The following is a 26,001-nucleotide window of genomic DNA, read 5'->3' as shown; positions in this document are numbered from 1 at the left end:
CGGAAGCGCCGACCCCAGCAGGAAGCGGAGACGACACGGTGACAGAAGCGATCCTCCTGGTCGGCGGCAAGGGCACCCGGCTACGGCCGCTCACCGCCCGCACCCCCAAGCCGATGGTGCCGGCGGCCGGCGTCCCCTTCCTCACCCACCAGCTGGCACGGGCGCGCGCGGCGGGCGTCGAACACATCGTCCTCGCCACGTCCTATCTCGCCGAGGTCTTCGAGCCCTACTTCGGCGACGGCTCGTCCCTCGGGCTGAGCCTGGAGTACGTGACCGAGCGCGAACCGCTCGGTACGGGAGGCGCCATCCGGAACGTCGCCTCCCGGCTGGACTCCGGGCCCGACGACCCGGTGCTGATCTTCAACGGCGACATCCTGACCGGCCTCGACATCAGAGCGCTCGTGCGGACCCACGCGTCGTCGGGCGCGGCGGTCTCCCTCCATCTGACCCGCGTCGACGACCCGCGCGCCTACGGTCTGGTCCCCACCGACGCCGACGGGCGGGTGACGGCCTTCCTGGAGAAGCCGCAGACCCCCGAGGAGATCGTCACCGACCAGATCAACGCGGGCGCCTATGTGTTCCGGCGCTCGGTGATCGACTCCATCCCGGAGGGCCGGCCGGTCTCGGTGGAACGGGAGACCTTCCCCGACCTGCTGGCCGCCGGCGCGCATCTCCAGGGCATGGTCGACTCCACGTACTGGCTCGACCTGGGCACCCCCCAGGCCTTCGTACGCGGCTCGGCGGACCTCGTCCTCGGCCGCGCCCCGTCCCCGGCGGTCCCGGGCCGGTGCGGCGAACGCCTGATCCTGCCGACGGCCACGGTCGCCCCCGACGCGAAGCTCACCGGCGGCACGGTGATCGGCCCGGCGGCCCTGATCGGCGACGGCGCGCGCGTCGCGGGCAGCGCGATCCTGGACGGCGCGGTCGTGGAACCGGGCGCGGTCATCACGAACTCGCTGATAGGCACGGGGGCGCGGGTGGGGGCGCGGGCGGTGCTGTCGGATGTGGTGGTGGGGGACGGGGCGGTGGTGGGCGCGGACAATGAGCTGAGGCAGGGGGTGCGGGTGTGGTGCGACGCGGTGCTGCCGGCGGGGGCGGTGAGGTTCTCGTCCGACGTGTAGCCGTGCGGTGCGGTGCGGTTGCGGTTGCGTGTTCGTCGGCCGGGGGCCGGGGCCTCCGGAGGTACATGTCCGGACGGCACGATTTACGGCGCGACTCTGCCCAGACGATGGTTCGGGCGTTCGCGCGCCACAAATCACGCTTTAGTGTCCGGACACGCACCTCCTACGACCCCGACCCCCTCCCCTCGGTGGGCGCCCTCGGCCTCGCGGTCGGCCGGGCCAGTCGGTGACGGGCGGTGAAGGGGGGCGCGCAGGGGTCGTGTCCGGGACGTAGAGCGTGATTTGTGGCGCGCGGACGCCCGAACCAACGACAGGCCAGCTGCGCGCCGTAAATCATGCAGTCCCGGATGCGAGCCCGGAGCGCCACCCGGCAACAACCCGCACACGAAAACCGGCCCCAGCCGAAACGCACCCCGGAGACCCGCCACCGCCGGAGGCAAGCGTGGCGCTTAGCCTCGGGGGTGACCCCGACCCCCGAGGACCGCAACCGTGGCTGGACGCTTCGCACAACGACCCGTACCCCCGCCCCGCCGCGCGCCCGCGCCCCGCACCGAGCACGGCCCCGGGCTGCGGCGCCAGTGGACGCCCCCCGACCCCTACGACCTCGGGCTCGTGCTCGGCCCCCTCAGGCGCGGGCCCGCCGATCCGACCTTTCGCGCGTACCCGGACGGTTCCGTATGGCGGGCCTCCCGGACGCCCGCCGGGCCCGGCACGCTGCGGGTCGTGCGGCGCGGTGGCGTCGTGGAGGCCGATGCGTGGGGCGACGGCGCCGCGTGGCTGCTGGAGCAGCTCCCGGAACTGCTCGGCGCGAGCGACGACCCGGACGCGTTCGTCCCCCGGCACCGCCTCGTCGTCGAGGCCCAGCGGCGCCGGCCGGGACTGAGGCTCTGCCGCACCGGACTGGTGCTGGAGTCGCTGATCCCGTCCGTGCTGGAGCAGAAGGTCACCACCGTCGAGGCGTACCGCGCCTGGCGGCTCCTGGTGCGCGGGCACGGCGAGCCCGCCCCGGGCCCGACCCCGGGACTCGCGCACGAGCGGCTGTACGTCATGCCCGACGCCAGGACCTGGGCGATGATCCCGTCCTGGGAGTGGCACAAGGCCGGTGTCGACGCCAAGCGCTCCTCGACGATCCTGCGCGCCGTCCGGGTCGCGCGCCGGATGGAGGAGGCCGCGGCGATGGACCCGGAGCGCGCCGCCGCCCGGCTGGAGCTGATCCCCGGGATCGGCCCGTGGACCGCCGCCGAGGTCGTGCAGCGTTCTAACGGCGCCCCCGACGCGGTCACCGTCGGCGATCTGCATCTCCCCGGCATCATCGGCCACGCGCTCGCGGACGACCGGGACGCCGACGACGCGGCGATGCTCGAACTCCTCGCCCCGTACGCCGGCCAGCGGCACCGCGCGACCCGGCTGATCCTGCTCAGCGGCCGGACCCCGGCCCGCCGGGCGCCCCGGATGGAGGTCCGTAACATCGCCCGGCTGTGAGAACCGGCCTGCGGGAGGACCGGCTACCGCACCGTGAGGAAGGACTCCGGCGACCGCGCCGGGCGGTCCTTCGGCGGAGCGGCCGCGTGGCCCACCGCCACCGCGCCCATCGGGTCCCAGTCCGCGGGCAGGTCCAGCACGTCCCGTACGACATCCCGGCAGAACATCGTCGAGGAGACCCACGCGGAGCCGAGCCGCTCACCGGCCAGCGCCACCAGGAAGTTCTGCACGCCCGCGCCCATGGCGACCACGAACATCTCGCGCTCCGCGCCGTCGCGCCGGGCGTCGCCGTAGGTGTGCGAGCCGTCGGTCACCAGGCATGGGACCACCAGATACGGCGCCTTGCGCAGGAGGTCGCCTCGGCGGACCCGTTTGGCGATGGACTCCTCCGACTTGCCGTCACGGCGCAGGTCCGCGACCCAGGCGTCGCGCATGGCGTCGAGGAGGCGCAGCCGCGACCCGGGTGACTCCAGGAGGACGAACCGCCACGGTGTCGTGTGATGCGGCGCCGGGGCGGTGACGGCGGCCGTGACCGCGCGCCGTACCGCTGCCGGGTCGACCGGCTCGTCCGTGAACTCCCGGACCGTACGGCGCTGGGTGACCGCTTCCCGTACCGCTTCGGACGTGCCGAGCCGGAACATGTCGTCCGCGGCGACCCGCACCAACGCCCGCGCGTCGGTGTCCGTGTCGCCGACGAGGTGGCCCAGGCCGCTCACGACGGCGACCGGCAGCCCCTCGGCCTTGCCCTTCACCAGGTCACCGGCGGCGGCCAGCTCGTCGGCGAGGGCGATGACGGTCGCGTTCAGCGGATTGCCCTGGGCGTCGGTCCCGCCGCGCAAATCCTCCAGGACGCGCACGCCGGCGGCCCCGATCGCCACATCGGTGAGGCCGTTGCGCCAGGGCCGCCCGAAGGTGTCGGTGACGATCACCCCGACGTCCACGCCGAGCGCGTCCCGTAGCCCCTCCCGTATCGCCCGGGCCGAGGCGTCGGAGTCCTCGGGCAGCAACAGCACCGTTCCGGCGGCGGTGTTGGAGGCATCGACGCCGGCCGCCGCCATGACCAGACCCTGCTTGTTCTCGACGATACGGAGGGGTCCTCGCCGCGCGACGACCCGTACGGTCTCCGCGTCGATGGCCGCCTCACGGTCACTGGCCGCGAGTATCCGGCCCTCCGCCTTGGAGACGATCTTGGAGGTGACCAGCAGGACATCGCCGTCGGTGAGCCCGGGAGCGGCGGCCACGATCAGCTTGGCGAGGTCGTCGCCCGGCCGGACCTCCGGAAGTCCGGGCAGGGCGCGGACGCGGTACGACGTCATGCCCGTACCTCCTCGGCCAGCGCCAGCGCCTCACGGGCCATCGCGGCGGTCGCGTCCAGGTCCGTCATCATCAGGGGGACGGCGCGGCTGCGGATCCCCGCGCTCTCGATCCCGGCCACGGCCGCGGCGTCCACGGTGTCGACCAGCCAGCCGTCAAGCAGCCCCGAGCCGTAGTGCAGGGCGACAGCCTGGGCCGTCGACTCGACGCCGATCGCGGCGAGCACCTTGTCGGCCATGCCGCGCACCGGCGCGTTCCCGACGATGGGGGAGAGGCCGACGACCGGGACACCCGCCTCGGCGATGGCCTCCCGGATACCGGGCACGGCCAGGATCGTGCCGATGCTGACCACGGGGTTGGACGGCGGGAAGAGGATGACGTCCGCCGCGGCGATCGCCTCCAGCACCCCCGGCGCCGGCTTGGCCTGGTCGGCGCCGACCGGGACGACCGCCTGGGCGTCCACGGACGCCCGCATCTTCACCCAGTACTCCTGGAAGTGCACGGCCTTGCGCTCGCCGTCCACATCGACGGCGACATGCGTCTCGACGCGGTCGTCGGACATGGGCAGCAGCCGTACGCCGGGCTTCCAGCGGGCACAGAGCGCCTCGGTGACGGCGCTCAGCGGATAGCCCGCGCCGAGCATCTGCGTACGGACGATATGGGTGGCGAAGTCGCGGTCGCCCAGGCCGAACCACTCGGGCCCCACGCCGTACGCCGCCAGCTCGCTCTTGACCTGGAACGTCTCGTCCGTACGCCCCCAGCCCTGTTCTTCATTGATGCCACCGCCGAGGGTGTACATCACCGTGTCGAGGTCGGGGCAGACCTTCAGCCCGAACAGATGGATGTCGTCACCGGTGTTGCCGATCACCGTGACGTCCGCGTCCGGCGCGGCCTGCTTGAGGCCGCGGAGAAAGCGGGCGCCGCCGATACCGCCGGCCAGAACCACAATGCGCATAGAGACAGTCTGTCAGCCGAATGGTGATCGTTGAGGGGTGGTGGTCGGGCTCCGGGTGGCTCAGGCAGGGACGACGTCCTGTGCCGCCGGGGCGCAGCGCGCGGAGTGCATGGGCATCTCGGTCAGACCCGGGTAGTAGATGTGCAGACTCACGGCCGGTTCGATCGCGTCATTGACCACCTCATGGACATAGCCCGGCGCGAAAACCCGCTGCGCGCCCGGCGCGAGCGCCCGGCTCCCGCTCTCCGAACGCTCCGTCAGCTCGCCCGCGAGCACGGTCAGTACCCCCGAGGACCGGCCGTGGTCGTGTGATCCGCTGCTCTGGCCGGGCACCCAGGAGAGCAGCCACACCTCATAACCGGGCCCCGTGCGCAGCCGGTGATACCAGCGGCTGGTGGCGTCGTACTGGACGAGCGGGGCCCACTGCGCGCGGTCGGCGGCGAGGGCGCGCGCGAGGCCCGCGAACTCGGCCACCGTCGCCGGGTGCTCCCGGGCGGGCTGGAGAAGGTGCGGGACCTCAAGGAGGTCGCCGGCGATCTGGAGGTCGCTGTCGCTGTTCATGGGGCGGTGGTTCCTCGGCAGAAAGAGCAGAAAGACAAAGGGGGCCGCTGCGCGGACGCGACGGGTGCGTGGAATCCACGAGCACGGGCGACGCGGGGGGAGACGCGTGAGATCACACGAGAGTGCTCAGCGGGAGCGGAACGGACGGCCGGAGCCCGGAGGCGTCAACAGCAGGCGGAGCTGGAACAGCAACAGCGGACCCGGAGAGCGCTGCGGTGTCCACGGAGGTGGGTCGCGGTGGGCGCGGGGTTCGCTGACATGGAACCAAAGGTTGCGAATCCGGTGACGGATGTCAACTCAATGGACGATTTGGCCGCAATGTTTCACCTCATCCGGTTGATCCGGTCGCGGAGTGGTTTGCATGGCGGTGGACGCGGACACATCGGGCAGCGACTGTGCTCGTAAACACCTTCACGCCCCTCGTGATCAGACTGTGATCCGGATCGCTTCCGGGGGGTGATCCGCAACAAGGTTGCGGTTTTCGGCGTCTCTCTTGTCGAGAAGGGGGTGGATGCGAACAGGCCAGTGGCATGTGTCAGGTTTTTGGTGATTTGAACACTTTCCGCATAGCCTTGGTTCCGCAGAGTGAATACCGGGCCCAATAGCAGATCTCGGCTTGACCTGGCCGGAGCCACGCACTTGTAATTTCACTCGTGTCGTTCGGCCGAAATCGATAGCGGCCACATCACGGGGACGCAAAAGACAGACGAGGGGCGCACATGACCGAGCTGTTCCAGCAACTGCTGGTCGAGGACGCGGACGAGGAACTCGGCTGGCAGGAGCGCGCCTTGTGCGCCCAGACAGATCCCGAGTCCTTCTTCCCCGAGAAGGGCGGTTCCACGCGTGAGGCCAAGAAGGTCTGTCTCGCCTGTGAGGTCCGATCCGAATGCCTTGAGTATGCCCTCGCCAATGACGAGCGATTCGGTATCTGGGGCGGCTTGTCGGAACGTGAACGGCGCCGGCTGAAGAAGGCCGCGATCTGACCGGGGCCTCGCCGGTCCGGTCGCGGTGGCCGCGGCCGAAGACCGCCCGGTCGCCCGGAACGACCGGCACCACTCCCTATGTATGGCACGGTCCGCAGTCTGCACCTCCCCGCAGACGGCGGACCGTTGTGTTTCCCGCCCGTCCGCCGCCGCTCCCCCCTACCGTTAGTGTGGGGCCCCGTCCGAGACGCTCCCACGCCCCTTCGGGGCGACCCCCCGGCCGGAGGGCCCGCTACCTCAATGTCCCCCACCACCGCCGCGTTCGTTTCCGCCACCGCCAGCGCCCCCGAGTTCCCGCGGCACGTCGTGACCGCGGTGCTCGTCGCCCACGACGGTGCGCGCTGGCTGCCCGACGCCCTCGCCGGGCTGCTGGGCCAGGAACGCCCCGTACAGAACGTCATGGCAGCCGACACCGGCAGCGCCGACGACTCCGCCCGGCTGCTCACCGAAGCGCTCGGCCCGGAACGCGTCCTGCATCTCGCGCGCCGGTCCGGATTCGGTACGGCCGTGGAGGAGGCGGTACGCACCGCCGGGGTGCTCACGCCCGACGATCTGCCCTATCTCAAGCGGCCGAGCGGCTGGGATCCGGTGACCCGGAGCTGGCGCGACGACACATACGACATGCCCGAACTGCCGCACGGCGAACCGGTGCAGTGGCTCTGGCTCCTCCACGACGACTGCGCGCCCGACCCCGACGCGCTCGCCGAGCTGCTGCGCGTCGCCGACTCCGACCAGTACGCGGCGATCGTCGGACCCAAACTCCGCGGCTGGTACGACCGCAAGCAACTCCTCGAAGTCGGCGTCTCCATCGCCAACAGCGGACGCCGCTGGACCGGACTCGACCGGCGCGAACAGGACCAGGGCCAGCACGACCAGGTCCGTACCGTCCTGTCCGTCTCCAGCGCCGGCATGCTCATCCGGCGCGACGTCTGGGACGAACTCGGCGGCTTCGACCGCCGGCTCCCGCTGATGCGCGACGACGTCGACCTGTGCTGGCGCGCGCACGCCGCCGGCCACCGGGTGCTCGTCGCCCCCGACGCCGTCCTGCGGCACGCCGAGGCCGCCGCCCGGGAGCGCCGTACGGTCGACTGCGCGGGCCGCTCCGTCGTCAACCCGCACCGCGTCGACAAGGCCGGCGCCGTCTACACCATGCTCGCCAACGCGCGGGCCACCGTCCTGCCCTACGTACTGCTCCGTCTTGTCCTCGGCACCCTGCTGCGCACCCTCGCCTATCTCGTGGGCAAGGTGCCCGGCCAGGCCGTCGACGAGGTGATGGGGCTCTTCGGCACCCTGCTGCGGCCCGGCCGGATCATCAGCGCGCGGCGCCGGCGCGGCAAGGGCGTCGTCGAAGCGGCCGAGCTGCGCCCGCTCTTCCCGCCGCCCGGCGCCACGATCAGGGCCACCGTCGAACAGATCGCCGGCAGCCTCGGCGGCGACTCGGACGCCGACGCGGGCGGCTCGCGGCACGGCGCCGTCGAGTCGGGGCCCGGCGGTGACGAAGCCGACTTCATGGAGATCGAGCAGTTCGCCCGGCTCAAGAAGCTCGCGCACAAGCCCGGCCCCGTCCTCTTCGGGATCCTGCTGCTCGTCTCGCTCATCGCCTGCCGCGGACTCTTCGGCGGCGGCGCGCTCGCGGGCGGGGCGCTGCTGCCCGCGCCCGCCGATGTCGGCGAGCTCTGGTCGCGCTACGCCGACGGCTGGCATCCCGTCGGTACGGGCGTCACCGAGACCGCGCCCCCCTATCTCGCCGTACTCGCCGCACTCTCCGCGCTGTTCCTCGGCTCCACCGGCTTCGCGCTGACCCTCCTGCTCGTCTGCTCCGTCCCGCTGGCCGGAGTCACCGCCTACTTCGCCTCACGGCCGCTGGTCGAATCGCGGCTGCTGCGCGCCTGGGCGAGCATCGCGTACGCCTTCCTGCCCGCCGCGACCGGCGCGCTGGCCACCGGACGGCTCGGTACGGCCGTACTCGCCATCCTGCTGCCGCTGATCGCCCGGTCCGCCGTCGCCGCCTACGGGATGCGCGGCGGGGCGGGCGGCGTCGCGAGCGGGGAGAGCCGCGGCAGCTGGCGAGCCACCTGGGCGTACGCCTTCCTGCTGACGTTCGCGATGGCCTTCACCCCGGTCGTATGGCCGGTGGCGCTGCTGCTCGGCCTCGGTGTCCTGGCGCTGCGCCGCGACGACCTCGCCGCGTACGGGCCGCGGGTGCTCGCCGGGCTCGGCACACCACTGCTGCTGCTCGCGCCCTGGTCGCTCTCGCTGCTCACCTCGCCGTCCGCCTTCTTCCAGGAGGCGGGACTGGAGTTCGGTACGGGAACGGCCTCCGCGCTCGATCTGCTCGGCATCAGCCCCGGCGGTCCCAAGGCCGCGGGCGGCATCCTGCTGATCGGGATCGTGCTCGCCGCGCTGGCGGCGCTGCTGCGCGGTGAGCGGCAGTTCGCGATCCGCTCGGCCTGGGTCGTCGCGATCCTCGCGCTGGTCTTCGCCGTACTCACCAACAACTCCGGCTGGGCCGGACCCGCCACGCTGCTCTACGGACTCGCGCTGATCGCGGCGGCCGTGCTCGGCGCGGACGGCGCACGGGAGCGGGTCGCCGCGGAGAGCTTCGGCTGGCGTCAGCCGGTCGCCGTACTCATCGCCGTCGCGGCGGGCCTCGCACCGCTGCTGGCCGCCTTCGGCTGGATGATCAGCGGCGCGTCCGGACCGCTGGAGCGCCGCGACCCGGTGCAGGTCCCCGCGTTCGTCGCGGAGGAGAGCATCACCCGCGACCAGCCGCGCACGCTCGTCCTCGGCGGTACGTCGGCGGCCGAGGTCTCGTACTCGCTGGTGCGCGGCTCGGGCGGGCGGCTCGGCGACGCCGAGCTGACCGCGTCGGGCGGCGGCGATCCCCGGCTCGACAAGGTCGTCGCCAATCTGGTCGCGGGCTCCGGCGCCGACCAGACCGACCAGCTCAGCGGCTTCGCGATCCGCTACGTACTCGTACGGGACGGTGTGCCGCGGCAGACCAGCCGGGTGCTGGACGCCACCCCGGGGCTGACCCGGCTGAGCCAGCTGGACGGCAGCGCGCTGTGGCGCGTCGACCGGCAGATCTCGCGGGCCACGATCGTCGACGGCAAGGGCGAGGGCGAGCCGCTGGCCGTGGCGTCCGAGCCGGTCGAGGCACACACGAAGATCCCGGCCGGCGCTTCCGGACGGGTGCTGCGGATCGCCGACCGGGCCGCCGAGGGCTGGCAGGCCACGCTCGACGGCAAGGTGCTGACGAAGAAGACCGTCGACGACTGGGCCCAGGGCTTCGAACTGCCCGCCGAGGGCGGCCGTCTCGACCTCACCTACGAGGACCCGATCACGCACACCGCGTGGATCTGGGCGCAGGGCGCGCTCGCCGTCGTCCTGCTGGTGCTCGCCCTGCCGGGGCGTCGCCGGGAGATCGATGACGATCTGCCCGACGAGGACATCGAGATCCCGACGCAGGCGTTGGCGGGCGACGGCCGGCGCGCGCGCAGGCTGCGCGCGGCGGCGGAGGCGGAGGCCCAGGCGGACGGACCGGGCCCGGAGCCCGATCCGGCGGGTGCGGGTGCGGGGGCGAGCGAGAGAGGTGAGACGGGGGAGTACGCGACCGCGCGGCAGCCGGCCGTCCCGCCGGCGCCCGCCGCACCCGGGGCGCCCTTTGAGGAGCCGTACGGCAGCGGGCCGGGCCAAGCCGACCAGGGGGAGCGGGAGTCGGCCTACGGGACGGTGCCTGAGCAGGCCGCGTACGGCGAGTGGGACGCCGGCACCTATGCGGGCGCAGGGTACACGCAGGCCCAGTACCCGAACGAACGGCAGTACGGCGAGCAGTATGGCGAGGGCCAGTACCAGCAGCCGTATCAGCAGTACCCGGCGGACCCGTACCAGGAGGGCCAGTACCCAGCGGGCCAGTATCAGGAGGGGCAGTACCAGGGCGGGCAGTACCCCGCAGGTCAGTTCCAGGGGGACGGCCAGTTCCAGGGGGAAGGCCAGTACGACCCGTACGGCTACGGGCAGCAGCCCCAGCAGTCCCAGCAGCCCCCCGGGCCCCAGCGGCCCTACGCCGACGGCACGGAGAACGAACAGCGCCAGCGCCCCGACGGGAGCAGTAACCAGTGAACCGTACGACCCTCTCCCTGATCGCGGCCGCCACCGCCCTCGCCGCCGTCACCGGCTTCGCCGCCCTGACCGCGCCCGAAGCGGGCGGCACGGCCGCCGACGGGACCCCGGCCCGGCTGCCCGTGGAGCGCACCAGCCAGCTCTGTCCCGCGCCGAGCGTCTCGGACGTCGCGGAGACGACGTACACCTCCATCACACCGGCGGGCACGGCGGACAGTGGTTCGGCCGGCTCGGCCGAACTGGCGGAGTCCGTCGTCACCTTGGTCGACGGCGCCGACACGGGTGCCTCCGACGACAAGGCGAAGGACGGGACGGACGCGGCGGGCGGGACGAAGGACCCGGCGAAGGGCAAGCCGTTCCTCAGCCTGAAGGAGCCCGGCAAACCCGTTTCCGTGGAGGCGAGCGGCGCCGAGGCACCCGCTCTCGTCGGCATGGCCACCGGCCGGTTCGCGCCCGGCTGGACCACCCAGCAGACCACCACGGTCGGCGTCGGCGACGCGCGCGGAGTGCTCGGCCTGAGCTGCACGGCCCCGGACACGGACTTCTGGTTCCCCGGCGCGAGCACCGAGAGGTCGCGGCAGGACTACGTCCATCTCACCAACCCCGACGACACCGCGGCCGTCGCCGACATCGAGCTGTACGGGAAGGACGGCGCGGTCAAGTCGGAGGTGGGCGAGGGCATTCCGGTGCCCGCCAGGTCCAGCGTGCCGGTGCTGCTCTCCACCCTCACCACCGCGGCCGAGACCGATGTGACCGTCCATGTCACCACCCGCTCCGGCCGGGTGGGCGCGGCGGTGCGCGTCGCGGACTCCGCCGGGGGCAGCGACTGGCTGGCCGCCGCCGCGGATCCGGCGGCCCGGCTGGTGCTGCCCGGAATCCCGGCGGACGCCACGGACGTACGGCTAGTGGCGTTCTCGACGGGCTCCGACGACGCCGATCTGAAGGTGCAACTGGCGGGCGCCGAGAGCACGATCACCCCGGCGGGCAATGAGAGCCTGCACGTCAAGTCGCAGATGACGGCGAGCCTCGAACTGGCGGACATCACCAAGGGCCAGGCGGGTTCGCTGATCCTCTCCCCGGCGGAGGGCGGGCGCCCGGCCCCGGTCGTCGCGGCGCTGCGTGTGGTGCGCGGCAAGGGCGAGAAGCGGGAGATCGCGTTCATCCCGGCGACCGCGGCGATCGCGTCGCGGTCGACCGTCGCCGACAACCGGGCCAAGGGCTCGACGCTCTCGTTGACCGCGCCGGGCGCGACGGCGAAGGTTAAGGTCACGGCCTCGGCGGGCACCGGGGGCGGCGAGCCGGCGGAGAAGATGTACACGGTCAAGGGCGGTACGACCCTGGCGGTCACGCCGCCGGTGCCCGGCGGGCTGAAGGGCTCGTACGCGCTGACGGTCGAGCCGGAGCCGGGCGGCGGTCCGGTCCACGCGGCGCGCACGCTGGCGCTGCCCGAGGACGATGTCCCGATGTTCACGGTCCAGACGCTGCCGGACGACCGGGGGACCGTGTCCGTACCGAAGGCCAGGGAAGACCTGTCGATCCTGGACGACGGCAGCTAGAAAGTCTTTTCCGAGCAGGTGGTCCGCCCGAGGGCGGTGCCCGGCCGTGTGGTCCGGGGGCGGACCCGATGGTGTGGTCCGAGGGCGGGCCCGGTGGCGTCCGGGCCCGCCCTCACTCCTGTCCGTACCGGGGATCGACGGACTCGGGCGCCAGCCCCAGCAGTTCCGCGACCTGCTCGACCACGACCTCGTGCACCAGCAGCGCGCGGTCGTCGCGGTTCTTGGTACGGATCTCCACGGGCCGCCGGTAGATCAGGATCCGCGCCGGGTGGTCCTTCCCCGCCGGGACCGAACTGCCGAGCGGCACGGTGTCGTCCTGCGGGGTCGGCACCTCCATGACCAGGAAATCCACCTCGGCCAGCTGGGGCCAGCGCCGCTCCAGCCGGTCCACCGAGTCCCGCACGAGATCGCGGAAGGACTCGGAGCGGCTGGTCGAGAGCGGCACCTGGGGCGGGGCGACGGGCCCACGCATACCGCGGCCGTGACGGTCGCGGCGGCGCGGCCGTGGTTCGGTCGGGCGGGGCGGTACAGGACTGTCCATCACTGACGCAGGGTAGCCCTCCCCGCGCCGCCGATATCGCGGCTGCCGCCCGCCTCGTACGGCATGTCGCATATTGAGCATTCCGGCCAAGCTTGCGCTCGATTCCAGGCGTCCCCGCGATCAGCGCCCTCGCCGTCATTGACGGCTTTTGCCCCAAGTCGTGACCGTGTAACGGAGTGTCGCTATGTGGTCACTCCTCTTTCCATGCAGGTCAGGGCAGTTACTTCCGGCCAAGTTGAGTGGGATATCACGCCGCGACACGGGGGAGTGACCTGGTGGAGAGTCGTCGCGGCCCGCTCAAGAGTGCGGTACCGTCCAACATCGTGAGCCCTGTACGTCGCTGTTCGCGCACCGCGTGCGGCCGCCCTGCTGTCGCGACACTGACGTACGTCTATGCCGATTCGACCGCGGTCCTCGGCCCGCTCGCCACCTACGCCGAGCCCCATTGCTACGACCTGTGTGCGGAACACAGTGAGCGGCTGACCGCTCCGCGTGGCTGGGAGGTCGTCCGCCTGACGGACGGCTCGGCCCCGGCGCGCCCCAGCGGTGACGATCTGGAAGCGCTCGCGAACGCCGTACGCGAAGCGGCACGCCCGCAGGAGCGCGCGGCGGGGGGCGGTGGCAACGGCGCGCGCGGGGCGGATCCGGGCGAGGGCGGGCGCCGGGGGCATCTGCGGGTGCTGCGCTCTCCTGAACCCTGAGCACGCTGGATTCCGGGCCCTGAGTCCTGAATCCCGGGCTCGTCGCCTCATCGACATCTTTTCCGGTACAGATCCTGTACGGACCATTGACCTCCCCTTGGCATGGACACGAACATTCGTCCACTGGTGAGAGATCAGTTTCCGTATCGCGGAATCCGGAGGACTGTCGTGTACGTACAGCAACTGGAACCCGTCGCCGACTCGCTCGCCCTCTCCGCCCTCGTCGCCGCCCTGCCGCTGGCCACCGTACTGATCCTGCTCGGTGCCCTCCGCATGAAAGCCCACCGCGCGGGGGTCATCGGTCTCGCCGTCGCCGTGCTGGTGGGCTGGCTCGTCTTCGGCATGCCCCTCGGCCAGACCCTCTCGGCCGGTGCCCAGGGAGCGCTCTTCGGGCTCTTCCCGATCATGTGGATCGTCGTCAACGCCCTCTGGGTGTACCGGATGACGGTCCGTACGCAGCACTTCGACATCCTGCGGCGGTCCTTCGGGCGTCTCTCCGACGACCCCCGTATCCAGGCACTGGTCATCGCCTTCTGCTTCGGCGCGCTGCTCGAAGCGCTCGCGGGCTTCGGGGCGCCGGTGGCCATCTGTTCGGTGATGCTGGTGGCGCTCGGCTTCTCGCCGGTCAAGGCCGCCGTCGTCTCGCTCGTCGCCAACACCGCGCCCGTGGCGTTCGGCGCGATGGGCACCCCCGTGGTGACGCTCGCGCAGGTCACCGATCTGCCGCTGGACACCGTCGCCTCGGTCGTCGGCCGGCAGACCCCGCTGCTCGCGCTCGTCGTACCGCTCGTACTGGTCTGGCTCGTCGACGGCCGACGGGGGCTGCGCGAGACCTGGTTGCCCGCGCTGGCGTGCGGAGTCGCCTTCGCCGTCGCGCAGTTCGCCGCCGCCAACTACGTCTCCGCCCAACTCGCCGACATCGGCGCCGCGCTGGCCGGAGCGGCGGCGCTGGTGGCCGTGCCCTCGGCCCGCAGGCCCGCGGCGGAGCCGGTGCGCGCCGCGGTGCTCACGGGCGTACGGAGCGAGGACCTGGACCGCGAGGACCCGCGTCCCGAAGTGCTGCGCGCCTACGCTCCGTACGCACTGATCGTGGTGGTCTTCTCCGTCGCCCAGATCCCGCCGGTCAAGGAGGCGCTGGCCAAGGCGACGAGGGTGTTCGACTGGCCGTTCCTCGATGCCGCGGACCCGGACGGGAACCGCGTGGGCGCCAATCTCTTCTCCCTGCCCCTCGTCGCGACCGGGGGCACGCTCGTACTGCTCGCCGGACTCTTCACGGCCGTCGTTCTCGGCGTACGCGCGGGGGACGCGGCGCGGGAGTGGGCCGCGACCGTGTACGAACTGCGGTACGCGATCCTCACCGTCACCTCCGTACTGGCCCTCGCGTATGTCATGAATCTCTCCGGACAGGCGGGCACCATCGGCCACTTCGTCGCCGCGGCGGGCGCGGGACTCGCGTTCCTCTCGCCGATCCTGGGGTGGTTCGGCGTCGCGGTCTCGGGCTCGGACACGTCGGCCAACGCCCTCTTCGGCGCGCTCCAGGTGACGGCGGCGGCGCAGTCCGGCCTGTCGCCCGAACTGCTGGCCGCGGCGAACAGCTCCGGGGGAGTGCTCGGCAAGATGATCTCGCCACAGAACCTGACGATCGCGTGCGCGGCGGTCGGACTGGCGGGCAAGGAAGGGGATCTGCTGCGCAAGGTACTGCCCTGGAGCCTGGTGCTGTTGCTGGTGATGTGTCTCATCGTGTTGGGGCAGAGCACGGCGGTGCTGGGGTGGATGCTTCCTTGAGGTGCTGAGGTGCTGAGGTGCTGAGGTGCTGATGCGCTGAGGGCCTTGGGGTCTTTGGGGACCTGAGGTCCTTGGGCGCGTCGCCGAGGTTTGTCGCCGAGGTTTAGGGACTTACGGCTGTCCGCCGGACCGCCGACGGGTCGCCGACGGGTAGTTTGAACCGAACCGCAGCGGATCGCGGCGGGCCCCGCTGACCGCGGTGACAGGAACTTCTGGAGGCGTTGGCCGTGGCCGATTTGTCGCAGCTCGTGAAGGCGTACGACGTGCGAGGGGTGTACCCGGATCAACTGGACGACCGTCTCGCGGAACTCTTCGGCGCCGCCTTCGTCGAGGTCACCGGCGCCGAGGCGATCGTGATCGGCCATGACATGCGGCCCTCCTCGCCCGGTCTGGCGTCGAGCTTCGCCCGGGGCGCCGTCTCGCGCGGAGCCGACGCCACGATCATCGGGCTGTGCTCCACCGACCAGCTGTACTACGCGTCGGGGGACATGGACCTGCCGGGCGCGATGTTCACGGCCTCGCACAACCCCGCCCAGTACAACGGCATCAAGATGTGCCGGGCCGGCGCGGCGCCCGTAGGCCAGGACACGGGGCTCGCGGAGATCCGCGCGCTGGTCGAGCGCTGGCTGACGGACGGCGCCCCGGCCTCGGTCACCAAGCCAGGACACCTCGGGCAGCGGGACACCCTCACCGACTACGCCGCGTATCTGCTGTCCCTGGTCGATGTCTCGGCGATCCGCCCGCTGAAGGTCGTCGTGGACGCGGGCAACGGCATGGGCGGGCACACCGTCCCGACGGTCTTCGCGGATCTGCCGCTCGATGTGGTGCCGATGTACTTCGAGCTGGACGGCACGTTCCCGAACCACGAGGCCAACCCGCTGGACCCGAAGAACATCGTGGACCTCCAGGCCCGTGTCCTGGCCGAGGGCGCCGACCTGGGGCTCGCCTTCGACGGCGACGCCGACCGCTGCTTCGTCGTCGACGAGCGGGGCCACGGCGTCTCCCCTTCGGCGATCACCGCCCTGGTCGCGGCGCGCGAGCTGGCCAAGTACCCCGGCGGCACGATCATCCACAACCTGATCACCTCCTCGTCGGTCCCCGAGGTCGTCAGGGAACACGGCGGCACGCCCGTGCGCACCCGCGTCGGACACTCCTTCATCAAGCAGGAGATGGCCGCCAGGGGAGCGGTCTTCGGGGGCGAGCACTCCGCGCACTACTACTTCCGCGACTTCTGGAACGCCGACACGGGCATGCTCGCCGCGCTCCATGTCCTGGCGGCGCTCGGCGGCCAGCAGGGACCGCTGTCCGAACTGGTCGCCTCGTACGACCGTTACGCGGGCTCCGGCGAGATCAACTCCACGGTCGACGACCAGACGGCCCGTACGGCGGCGGTACGCGCGGCCTTCGCCTCCCGCGAGGGCGTCACGTTCGACGAACTCGACGGGCTGACGGTGACGGCGGCGGACTGGTGGTTCAACCTCCGCGCCTCCAACACGGAGCCGCTGCTGCGTCTGAACGTCGAGGCGCGCGACGAGGCGACGATGGAGCGCGTGAGGGACGAGGCGCTGGCGCTGATCCGCGCGTAGGCCGCCGCCCGCCCGACCGTGTGTTCTCAGCGGTCAGTCCCCGTCGGCGCGTCCTCAGGCGTTGGACTTCTGTCGTCTGTCGTCTGTCGTCGGGCTCCGTCTTGGGGGTGGGGGGTGGGGGCGCGTCCGCTTCCCCCGTCCCGGACCGCGCCGGGCGCACGCCGGGCGGTCCCCGCCGGACAGCGCCCGGCGGTACGCTGACATGGCCCGATCCGCCCGCACGAAGGGACCCCATCCCCATGCCGCTCGAAGCCGGCCTTCTGCAGATCCTCGCCTGTCCGGCCTGCCACGCGCCGCTCAGCGACCGCACCGAGGCCGAGACCCCCGAGCTGATCTGCACCGGCGAGAGCTGCGGCCTGGCCTATCCGGTACGGGACGACATCCCGGTCCTCCTCGTCGACGAGGCACGCCGCCCCGCCTGACCAGCAAGCGCTGCCCACAACGCCCCGCGCCCCGTGCCCGCGTGGCCCGCGCCCGGCGATCGGAGGCCCATCCCCATGCTCGACGAGTCGTTGCTCGACGCTCCCGACGCCCTGGCGCGAGCCGACCGCGACGGTCTGCTGCGCGGCGCCGCGGAGGCCGGAGCGCGCGTGCGCACCGCCCTCCGGCACACCGCGGAGGCCGGTATCGCCGGACTCGCTCCGGAAGGCCGCCCGCGTGCCGTGCTGATCGCCGGTTCCGGCGCCGCCGCGACCGGCGTCGCCGATCTGATCACCGCGCTCACCGCGAACGCCGCGCCGGTCACCCGGCTCCGCCCCACCGGCGTCGCCGCCGCGGCGGGCGCGCTGCGCTGGGCGCTCCCGGGCTGGGCGGGCCCCGTGGACCTGCTGCTGATCGTCACCACGGAAGGCAGCGAGCCCGGCCTGTCCCTCCTCGCCGAGCAGGCGTACCGCCGCGGCTGTACGGTCGTCGCCGTCGCCCCGCGTCAGTCGCCGCTGAGCGAGATCGTCGGCGGGACGCACGGACTGATGGTCCCGATGGCGACAGCACCGAACGGCCAGTACGGGCAGAACGGCTCGTACGGACAGAACGGCGCGTACGGACAGTCCGTTGAGCCCGGTCAGTACGGACGCGACGGCTCCGATGAGTGGTACGAGCCCGAAGGGACGCCGGCGGCCGGCCCCGGCGCGCTCTGGGCCCTGCTCGTCCCGCTGCTCGCGCTCCTGGACCGCGTCGGGCTGCTCACCGCGCCGGCCGAGACCCTTCAACTCGTCGCCGACCGGCTGGACCGTACCGCCGAACGCTGCGGCCCGGCCATCGCGACGTACAGCAACCCGGCCAAGACCCTCGCCGCCGAGCTGGCCGACAGCCTTCCGCTGATCTGGACGGAGGGCCCGGCCGCCGCCCCCGCGGGGCGCCGCTTCGCCGCCGTACTGGCCGAACTGACCGGCCGCCCCGCCCTCGCCGCGGAGCTGCCCGAAGCCCTTACGGCACACAGCGCGCTGCTCGCCGGTCACTTCGCGGGCGGCGCCGCCGACCCCGACGACTTTTTCCGCGACCGGGTCGAGGAACCGCAGGCGTGGCGCGCCCGTGTCATCCTGCTCCGGGACCGGCCGGCCGGCGGACTGACCGCGGCACCCGCCGCCCGCGAACTCGCACTCGGCCATGACACGGCCATCAGCGAGCTGGAGCCCGAGGAGGGCAGCGAGCTGGAGAGCCTGGCCGAGCTGGTCGCCGTCACCGACTTCGCCACGGTCTATCTCGCCCTCGCCGGGGCCGCCCCCGAGTAAGCCGAACCCGGCTCCGCGCAAACGTAAGCCGAAGCCGAAGCCGAAGCCGAAGCCGAAGCCGAAACCGAACCCGGCTCCGCGCAACCCGAACCCGGATCCGCCCTCGCCTTCACCACACCTTCACCCTCGCCACATCTGCGCGCCACCGCGTGTCGTCGCTCCTTCACCCCGTACGAGAAAGCTCACCCCATGGACCGCCTCTCCAACACCGTGCGCCCCTACGCTTGGGGCTCGACGACCGCCATCCCGGAGCTGCTCGGCACCGCTCCCACGGGCGAGCCCCAGGCCGAGATGTGGATGGGCGCCCACCCGGGAGCCCCCTCCTGTCTCGACCGAGGTCATGACTCCGGCGAACAGGCGCTCTCCGCCGTCATCGACGCCGACCCCGAGGCGGAACTCGGCGCGGCCACGGTCCGGAAGTTCGGCCCCCGACTGCCGTTCCTGCTCAAGCTCCTGGCCGCCGGCTCCCCGCTCTCCCTCCAGGTCCACCCCAACCTCGCCCAGGCGAAGGAGGGGTACGAGGCGGAGGAGCGGCGCGGCGTCCCGATCGACGCGCCCCACCGCAACTACAAGGACGCCAACCACAAGCCCGAACTGATCTGCGCGCTCACCCCCTTCGACGGCATGTGCGGCTTCCGCACCCCGGAGGCGAGCGCCGAACTGCTCGCGCGGCTGGACGTCGACTCACTCAAGCCGTACGTCGACCTTCTGCGTGCCCACCCCGAAGAGGCCGCGCTGCGCGAGGTGCTGACCGCCGTCCTCACCGCCGATCCGGACGAGATGGCCGCCACTGTCACCGAGGTCGCCGCGGCGGCGGACCGGCTCGGCGGGGACTACGCCCCGTACGCGTCGATCGCCCACCACTACCCGGGCGACCCCGGCGTCATCGCCGCCATGCTGCTCAACTACGTACAACTCCAGCCGGGCGAGGCGCTTTTCCTCGGGGCGGGCGTCCCGCACGCCTATCTCAACGGACTCGGCGTCGAGATCATGGCCAACTCCGACAACGTCCTGCGCTGCGGACTCACCCCCAAGCATGTGGACGTGCCCGAGCTGCTCCGTATCGTCCGCTTCGAGGCGACCGACCCCGGCGTCCTGCGCCCGGAGGCGTCGCCCTCGGGCGAGGAACTGTACGAGACGCCCATCGACGAGTTCAGACTCTCCCGCTACACCCTCGCGCCCGGTGCCGAGCCGCGCGACCTCACCGCCGCGACGCCCCAGATCCTGCTCTGCACGGCGGGCACGCCGCAGGCGAACGACATCGAGCTCGCCCCCGGCGGTTCGGTCTTCGTCGCGGCGGGCGAGAAGGCCGAACTGTCCGGTACGGGCACGGTGTTCCGGGCCACAGTGGTGGTCTGATGTACCGGCCGTCCCGGCGGCTGCAACAATGTCCCGCCGTACCGCGGCGCCAGGGCCGCGCCACCGATGAAGGGACACCTCGCACCCAATGAGCGCGTCAGGCGGAACCAAGGCGATCGTGGCGGCGCTCAGCGCCAACTTCGCGATCGCAGTAGCCAAGTTCGTGGCGTTCCTCTTCAGTGGTTCGTCCTCGATGCTCGCGGAGAGCGTGCACTCCGTCGCGGACGCGGGCAACCAGGGGCTGCTGCTTCTCGGCGGCAAGAAGGCGAAGCGCGAGGCGACCCCGCAGCACCCCTTCGGCTATGGCCGTGAGCGCTATATCTATGCCTTCCTCGTCTCCATCGTGCTGTTCTCGGTCGGTGGCATGTTCGCCATCTACGAGGGCTACGAGAAGATCAAGCACCCGCACGAGATCGAGGCCTGGTACTGGCCGGTGGGCGTGCTCGTCTTCGCCATCATCGCGGAGGCGTTCTCGTTCCGTACGGCCATCAAGGAGTCGAACGTCACGCGCGGCTCGCTCTCCTGGACGCAGTTCGTCCGCCGCTCCAAGGCCCCCGAACTCCCCGTCGTACTCCTGGAAGACCTCGGCGCGCTCGTCGGTCTGGTCCTCGCCCTGGCCGGTGTGGGGCTCGCCCTGGGGACGGGCAACGGCGTGTGGGACGGCATCGGCACCCTCTGCATCGGTGTCCTCCTCATTCTGATCGCGCTGGTACTGGCGGTCGAGACGAAGTCCCTCCTCCTCGGCGAGGCGGCGGGCATCGAGGATGTGGAGAAGATCAAGAACGCGATCGTCGACGGTGATGTGGTGACCGGCATCATCCACATGCGCACGCTGCACCTCGGCCCCGAGGAGCTGCTGGTCGCGGCCAAGATCGCGGTCGAGCACAACGACACGGCCGGCGAGGTCGCCCAGGCGATCAACGCCGCCGAGGCCCGGATCCGCGAGGCGGTCCCGATCGCCCGGGTGATCTATCTGGAGCCGGACATCTACAGCGAGTCGGCCGCCGCCGCGGGCACCAACCCCGCCAAGGACCAGGGCGATCCGACCGCCAGTACCGCCCACTGAGTCCCGGCCCACTTCCCTCCCTCACTCCTTGTCCTCTCTCCGTCTCCTCCCCCTCCCTCCTGCTGATCCCTTCATGATCCATTTTCCGTTCGGCTGTGGGCCCGTGGGCCGGTCGGTGTAGATTCGTCTGCAGAGCCAGACGTCGCTGCTGATGGCGGTCGGGCGGCCCGCGAAGGCGGACCGGCCGAGGGAGAGAGGGCCTCCGACGGACTGAGCTGCGGGGTCCCGGGCATTCGTATGCCCGCCGCCGCAGAGCCAGCCGTATGTACTCACCCTCGACCCGATTTACGAGGAGCAGCTCGTTATGACGACTGTCGCCAACCGACAGGACTTCAAGGTCGCCGATCTCTCGCTCGCCGAGTTCGGCCGCAAGGAGATCACCCTCGCCGAGCACGAGATGCCCGGTCTGATGTCGATCCGCAAGGAGTACGCGGACGCCCAGCCGCTGGCCGGCGCCCGTATCACCGGCTCCCTGCACATGACCGTCCAGACCGCGGTCCTCATCGAGACCCTGACGGCCCTCGGTGCCGAGGTCCGCTGGGCCTCCTGCAACATCTTCTCCACCCAGGACCACGCCGCTGCCGCCATCGCGGTCGGTCCCGAGGGCACCGTCGACAACCCCCAGGGCGTCCCCGTCTTCGCCTGGAAGGGCGAGACGCTGGAGGAGTACTGGTGGTGCACGGAGCAGGCTCTGACGTGGCCGAACACGCCCACCGGCGGCCCGAACATGATCCTCGACGACGGCGGTGACGCCACCCTCCTGGTGCACAAGGGCGTCGAGTTCGAGAAGGCCGGCGCGGCCCCCGACCCGGCCACCGCGGACAGCGAGGAGTACAGCTACATCCTCCGTCTGCTGAACCGCACCCTCTCCGAGAACCCGCAGAAGTGGACCCGTCTGGCGTCCGAGATCCGCGGTGTCACGGAAGAGACCACCACCGGCGTGCACCGGCTGTACGAGATGCACCGCGACGGCAGCCTCCTCTTCCCGGCGATCAACGTCAACGACGCGGTCACCAAGTCCAAGTTCGACAACAAGTACGGCTGCCGCCACTCCCTGATCGACGGCATCAACCGCGCCACCGACGTCCTCATCGGCGGCAAGGTCGCGGTCGTCTTCGGCTACGGCGACGTCGGCAAGGGCTGCGCCGAGTCGCTGCGCGGCCAGGGCGCCCGCGTGATCATCACGGAGATCGACCCGATCTGCGCCCTCCAGGCGGCGATGGACGGCTACCAGGTCTCCACGCTCGACGATGTCGTCGGTATCGCCGACATCTTCGTGACCACCACGGGCAACAAGGACATCATCATGGCCTCGGACATGGCCAAGATGAAGCACCAGGCGATCGTCGGCAACATCGGTCACTTCGACAACGAGATCGACATGGCCGGCCTCGCCAAGATCGACGGCATCGTCAAGGACGAGGTCAAGCCGCAGGTCCACACCTGGACCTTCCCGGACGGCAAGACGCTCATCGTCCTGTCCGAGGGCCGCCTGCTGAACCTGGGCAACGCGACCGGCCACCCGTCCTTCGTGATGTCCAACTCGTTCGCGGACCAGACACTGGCCCAGATCGAGCTGTTCACCAAGCCGGAGGAGTACCCGACCGATGTCTACGTGCTTCCCAAGCACCTGGACGAGAAGGTCGCCCGGCTCCACCTCGACGCGCTCGGTGTGAAGCTGACGACGCTCCGCCCGGAGCAGGCCGCCTACATCGGCGTCAAGGTCGAGGGCCCGTACAAGCCCGACCACTACCGCTACTGACACACCCCAGTAGGTACCTGTAGCCGCCTGTAGGTACCTGTAGGTATCTCCGCGGTAGTACCCCGCTGCAACGGACAGGCCCCCGCACCCCCGTGTCGGGGGCCTGTTCCGTGCGCGGCGAGGAAGCGTGTCAGACGCCGAGGCTCCGAAGGACCGGAAAGACCCCATGCCCCGCGGCCGTTATTCGCTCCATGATCCGCACGATCACACTCCTCTCGGTGACGAACACTTCCACTGCGCGCCAGGCCCCTCCGGCTGGCGCTATGTCTCCCAGATCACCACTCCCTCCGGCGACCATTCCGGCTCTGTCGATCTGGCCCTCGACGAGCTCGGCCGCCCCATTCGTCTTCAACTCCACGCCGCGAGCTGGCAGATCCGTGGCGCCGCGCTCGACGGCGTCACCTGGGTCCGTACCGACCCCACCGGCACCCATGCCACCGAAGGCAACGTCCGTGCGCACGCCTTCACCGGCACTTCCCCCGCGTTCCTCGTCGCGACCGCGCGACTTCTGCGTCTCACCCCCGGTTCCCCCGCGACCCGCGTACGTCTTGTCGCCTTCACGGATCCCGTTCTCGCTCCCCGTACTCTCGATCAGTCCTGGGCCCTGGTGAACAGTGAAGCGCACGGCACTGACAATGGACCCCTGACGGTGGACGAGTACCAGGTCAGCGCCCTGGACACGGGTGAGCAGCACACGGTTCACCTCGCCGGCGACGTGGTGCTCTCGGCCCCCGGCATCGAGCTCGAAGACCTGGAATCCCCGCCGTCCGTCCTGCCCTGACGCGGGCCCTGCCCGATGCCTACGCCGGCGGGGCGAACCCGGTGGCCGGCCGCGCCCCGGCTTCGGACGGCGCGGATGCGGGGGACGGAACCGGTGCGGGCGACGAGGCCTGGAAAGACGGGGCCTGGAAGGGGGCGGGGGCCGTGGCCTTGTCCGGGACCGGAAACGCCATCGGAGCGGCGGCGGAGGCCGGGCCCTGGGCGGGAACCGGGACCGGGCCGGGAGAGACGCCGAAGGCCCGTCGGGCGTCCCGCGTCTGCCGCTCATGCACGACGGCGGCCAGATAGGCGCCGGCGGGTATCCCCTGCGGCGCCGGGGCTCCGGTACGCGCCGCCAGCTCACCCGCGAGCCGCTCGGCCATTGACCAGCCCACCCGGGCGTCGAGCTGCCCCATCCGCGTCAGGTACTGGCGTATGGCGAGCCACAGATCGTCCGGCACGGCGGACAGGTCCAGCTCCGCGAACCGTCCCGCGAGCCACGGCGGAGGCGGCGGGACCATGGCCGGGTGCGTCACCGGCACCCGCTCCCGTACGACAAGGGTCCCCGCGAAGACATCCCCGACCCGCCGGCCCCGCGCCGAGACCAGCGACGCGATACAGGCGATGACTCCGAACGACAGCAGGATCTCCACGACCCCGATCGCCCCGCGCACGAGCGCGTGCCGGAACCGGACCGGCCCGCCGTCGTCCCGCACCACGCGCAGCCCGCAGGCCAGCTTCCCCAGAGAACGTCCATGGCTGAGGGTCTCCACGGCGATCGGACCGCCCACCAGGACCAGCAGAAACGTCGCGATGGACAGGGCCATGAGCGCCGCCTCGTCCAGGGAGCCGGCCGCGAGAGCGATTCCGACCGACACCAGCAGGTAGGCCGTCCAGGCGACCACCATGTCGATCGCCAGCGCCAGCGCCCGGCTCGGCAGCCTCGCCGGGCGCACCCCGAGTACGACCGCGTCGCCCGTCACAAGCTCATTCACCGGTGCCCCACCCATCGCCGGACCGTCTCTGCCCCTGAAGTCCTCAGTCTGCCAAGCTGGCCCGCAGCGCGTCGCGGCAGTGGCAGTGGCAATTGGCCGTGGCTGCGGTGCGCTGGCCGCGCAGTAGTACGGACCGTACGCACCCAGTGCCTGGAGCAGCAGCCGACCATGGACCTCGATGTCTTCGTGACAGCCCACCGCGCCGAGTGGGACCGCCTGGATCATCTCCTGCACCGCGGGCGCCGCCTCACCGGAGCAGAGGCCGATGAACTCGTCGCCCTCTACCAGCGCACCGCCACCCATCTCTCGCTGATCCAGTCCACCGCCCCGGACCCGGCGCTCACCACCCGTCTCACCCAGCTCGTGGCCCGAGCCCGGGCCACGGTCACCGGAGCCCGCCGGGCCACCTGGCGCGACGCCGCGCGCTTCCTCACAGCCGGCTTTCCCGCGGCCGTCTACCGTTCCCGCCGCTGGTGGATCCCGACGGCGATCCTCTCCACTCTCCTGGCCGCCCTCATCGGCTGGTGGATCGGAGCCCACCCCGAGGTCCAGTCCGCGATCGGCGCGCCGGACGAACTGCGCCGGATGACCCGGCCCGGCGGCGAGTACGAGACGTACTACTCAAGCCATCCGGCGGCGTCCTTCGCGGCCCAGGTCTGGACGAACAACGCGCAGGCCGCCGCCATGTGCCTCGTCCTGGGCGCTTTCCTCTGTCTCCCGGTCATCTGGGTCCTCTTCGTCAACGTGCTCAACCTGGGTGTGGGCATCGGCCTGATGTCCTCGGCAGGCCGCCTCGACATCTTCCTCGGGCTGGTCCTCCCGCACGGCCTGCTCGAACTCACAGCGGTCTTCGTCGCCGCGGGTACGGGTCTCCGGCTCGGCTGGACACTGATCGACCCGGGCCCGTTCAGCCGTCGCACCGCCATGGCCCAGCAGGGCCGCGCCGCACTCGGCATGGCCATCGGCCTGGCACTCGTCCTCTTCGTGTCAGGCCTGATAGAGGGCTTCGTGACCCCGTCCGGCCTGCCCACATGGGCCCGGATCGCCATCGGCGTGGCGGCCGAGGCGGCCTTCCTCGCCTACGTCTACATCCTTGGCGGCCGGGCCGTACGGGCGGGGCAGACGGGTGACGTGGAAGCCGCGGACCGCAGCGCCGAGCTTCCGGTCGCGGCCTGATGTGCGTATCGCGGCCGACACCTGTTAGTCTCCTCTTCGCCCCACAACGACCGTTGACACGGTTGACGTGGGGAGGTAGATTTGAACGGTTGCCTCGAAGTAGGACATACTTCGAGAGCAGTTGATCATTTCTATGCGGCTCGCGATGGGAATCGAATCCCTGCGCAGCCCTTTCGATTCGACATCCAGATCACCAAGGCCGATCAGATCGGCCCGAATGCTTCTGCTAAAGTCGGGTCAGCCGAAAGGCAAAAGGCCAGTCCGCAGGCCATCGGAATTCATGAAGCAGAACACGCCGAATGAATCTGATAGAGTCGGAATCGCCGGAAAGGGAAACGCGAAAGCGAAGAACTGGAAGGCGGCCCCGCTCCGACGGGGAATCGGACACGAAAGAGTCTGATAGAGTCGGAAACGCAAGACCGAAGGGAAAAGCCCGGAGGAAAGCCC

The 26,001-nt window shown here is 71.3% G+C and carries 21 protein-coding genes; 15 read left to right on the top strand and 6 right to left on the bottom strand.

Translation table 11 applies throughout. The annotated features are described in order from the left end of the window. Nucleotides 1–38 precede the first annotated feature (38 nt). Complete coding sequence (locus M1203_RS27740; RefSeq protein WP_249952544.1) at nucleotides 39–1,121, top strand: NDP-sugar synthase; 1,083 nt, start codon at nucleotides 39–41, stop codon at nucleotides 1,119–1,121. A 489-nt stretch (nucleotides 1,122–1,610) separates the two neighbouring features. Further along, nucleotides 1,611–2,603 (top strand): DNA-3-methyladenine glycosylase, encoded by a 993-nt coding sequence (locus M1203_RS27735; protein ID WP_374404146.1) that lies wholly within the window; start codon nucleotides 1,611–1,613, stop codon nucleotides 2,601–2,603. Nucleotides 2,604–2,626: 23 nt separating this feature from the next. Here M1203_RS27735 and M1203_RS27730 read toward each other — a convergent pair whose 3' ends face one another. From M1203_RS27730 to M1203_RS27720, 3 genes are read right to left on the bottom strand one after another with little or no spacing between them, the layout of a single operon-like run. Next, entirely contained in the window at nucleotides 2,627–3,919 is a 1,293-nt protein-coding gene (locus tag M1203_RS27730) for a coenzyme F420-0:L-glutamate ligase (protein WP_249952543.1), read from the bottom strand. After that, nucleotides 3,916–4,872, bottom strand: a complete 957-nt coding sequence (cofD, locus tag M1203_RS27725; protein WP_249952542.1) for a 2-phospho-L-lactate transferase — start codon at nucleotides 4,870–4,872, stop codon at nucleotides 3,916–3,918. Before cofD ends, M1203_RS27730 begins: the two co-directional genes overlap by 4 nt. 60 nt (nucleotides 4,873–4,932) lie before the next feature. Beyond that, nucleotides 4,933–5,433 carry a cysteine dioxygenase family protein gene (locus tag M1203_RS27720; protein WP_249952541.1) on the bottom strand — a complete coding sequence of 167 codons (501 nt, stop codon included), beginning with the start codon at nucleotides 5,431–5,433 and terminating at the stop codon, nucleotides 4,933–4,935. Between the two features lie 719 nt (nucleotides 5,434–6,152). Here M1203_RS27720 and M1203_RS27715 point away from each other — a divergent pair. The 3 genes from M1203_RS27715 (at nucleotide 6,153) to M1203_RS27705 (ending at nucleotide 12,094) form a co-directional block, all read left to right on the top strand. Then, nucleotides 6,153–6,416: a WhiB family transcriptional regulator gene (locus tag M1203_RS27715; protein WP_014046372.1), complete on the top strand. Its 264-nt coding sequence runs from the start codon at nucleotides 6,153–6,155 to the stop codon at nucleotides 6,414–6,416. Nucleotides 6,417–6,656: 240 nt separating this feature from the next. Continuing rightward, nucleotides 6,657–10,538 (top strand): glycosyltransferase family 2 protein, encoded by a 3,882-nt coding sequence (locus M1203_RS27710; RefSeq protein WP_249952540.1) that lies wholly within the window; start codon nucleotides 6,657–6,659, stop codon nucleotides 10,536–10,538. Then, complete coding sequence (locus tag M1203_RS27705; RefSeq protein WP_249952539.1) at nucleotides 10,535–12,094, top strand: DUF5719 family protein; 1,560 nt, start codon at nucleotides 10,535–10,537, stop codon at nucleotides 12,092–12,094. The genes M1203_RS27710 and M1203_RS27705 overlap by 4 nt, the downstream gene beginning before the upstream one ends. A gap of 112 nt (nucleotides 12,095–12,206) precedes the next feature. Here the strand turns inward: M1203_RS27705 and M1203_RS27700 are convergent, their stop codons facing one another. After that, nucleotides 12,207–12,635 carry a metallopeptidase family protein gene (locus M1203_RS27700; protein ID WP_249952721.1) on the bottom strand — a complete coding sequence of 143 codons (429 nt, stop codon included), beginning with the start codon at nucleotides 12,633–12,635 and terminating at the stop codon, nucleotides 12,207–12,209. 275 nt (nucleotides 12,636–12,910) lie between these two features. Between M1203_RS27700 and M1203_RS27695 the strand changes: the two genes are divergently transcribed. The 9 genes from M1203_RS27695 (at nucleotide 12,911) to M1203_RS27655 (ending at nucleotide 23,405) form a co-directional block, all read left to right on the top strand. Further along, nucleotides 12,911–13,336: a DUF3499 domain-containing protein gene (locus tag M1203_RS27695; RefSeq protein ID WP_249952538.1), complete on the top strand. Its 426-nt coding sequence runs from the start codon at nucleotides 12,911–12,913 to the stop codon at nucleotides 13,334–13,336. Between the two features lie 168 nt (nucleotides 13,337–13,504). Next, nucleotides 13,505–15,121, top strand: coding sequence for a lactate permease LctP family transporter (locus M1203_RS27690; RefSeq protein ID WP_249952537.1), 1,617 nt, complete (start codon nucleotides 13,505–13,507; stop codon nucleotides 15,119–15,121). Nucleotides 15,122–15,342: 221 nt separating this feature from the next. Further along, nucleotides 15,343–16,707: a phosphomannomutase/phosphoglucomutase gene (locus M1203_RS27685; protein ID WP_374404141.1), complete on the top strand. Its 1,365-nt coding sequence runs from the start codon at nucleotides 15,343–15,345 to the stop codon at nucleotides 16,705–16,707. Between the two features lie 239 nt (nucleotides 16,708–16,946). Next, on the top strand, nucleotides 16,947–17,129 hold the full coding sequence (locus tag M1203_RS27680) for a Trm112 family protein (RefSeq protein ID WP_249952535.1): 183 nt from the start codon (nucleotides 16,947–16,949) through the stop codon (nucleotides 17,127–17,129). Between the two features lie 75 nt (nucleotides 17,130–17,204). Continuing rightward, complete coding sequence (locus M1203_RS27675; protein ID WP_249952534.1) at nucleotides 17,205–18,437, top strand: SIS domain-containing protein; 1,233 nt, start codon at nucleotides 17,205–17,207, stop codon at nucleotides 18,435–18,437. 189 nt (nucleotides 18,438–18,626) lie between these two features. After that, nucleotides 18,627–19,796 carry a mannose-6-phosphate isomerase, class I gene (gene manA / locus M1203_RS27670; RefSeq protein ID WP_249952533.1) on the top strand — a complete coding sequence of 390 codons (1,170 nt, stop codon included), beginning with the start codon at nucleotides 18,627–18,629 and terminating at the stop codon, nucleotides 19,794–19,796. Nucleotides 19,797–19,884: 88 nt separating this feature from the next. After that, the gene (locus tag M1203_RS27665; protein WP_249952532.1) at nucleotides 19,885–20,862 is read left to right on the top strand and encodes a cation diffusion facilitator family transporter; all 978 of its coding nucleotides are present in this window, start codon (nucleotides 19,885–19,887) and stop codon (nucleotides 20,860–20,862) included. 304 nt (nucleotides 20,863–21,166) lie between these two features. Then, entirely contained in the window at nucleotides 21,167–22,624 is a 1,458-nt protein-coding gene (gene ahcY, locus M1203_RS27660) for an adenosylhomocysteinase (RefSeq protein ID WP_249952531.1), read from the top strand. 166 nt (nucleotides 22,625–22,790) lie between these two features. Then, complete coding sequence (locus M1203_RS27655) at nucleotides 22,791–23,405, top strand: hypothetical protein (protein WP_249952530.1); 615 nt, start codon at nucleotides 22,791–22,793, stop codon at nucleotides 23,403–23,405. Between the two features lie 19 nt (nucleotides 23,406–23,424). On the opposite strand, the gene M1203_RS27650 is transcribed toward M1203_RS27655, so the two are convergent. After that, entirely contained in the window at nucleotides 23,425–24,378 is a 954-nt protein-coding gene (locus tag M1203_RS27650) for an RDD family protein (protein WP_249952529.1), read from the bottom strand. A 168-nt stretch (nucleotides 24,379–24,546) separates the two neighbouring features. On the opposite strand from M1203_RS27650, the gene M1203_RS27645 reads away from it, so the two are divergent. Next, nucleotides 24,547–25,554 (top strand): stage II sporulation protein M, encoded by a 1,008-nt coding sequence (locus M1203_RS27645; RefSeq protein WP_249952528.1) that lies wholly within the window; start codon nucleotides 24,547–24,549, stop codon nucleotides 25,552–25,554. A 237-nt stretch (nucleotides 25,555–25,791) separates the two neighbouring features. Here M1203_RS27645 and M1203_RS27640 read toward each other — a convergent pair. Continuing rightward, nucleotides 25,792–26,001, bottom strand: a 210-nt coding sequence (locus M1203_RS27640; protein WP_249952527.1) for a hypothetical protein, incomplete at its 5' end; no start/stop codon positions are given.

The organism is Streptomyces sp. 35G-GA-8, assembly GCF_023534745.1.
GTDB lineage: Bacteria > Actinomycetota > Actinomycetes > Streptomycetales > Streptomycetaceae > Streptomyces.
Note: the sequence above shows the minus strand (reverse complement) of the source record. Positions and strands in the feature narration are given on the sequence as shown.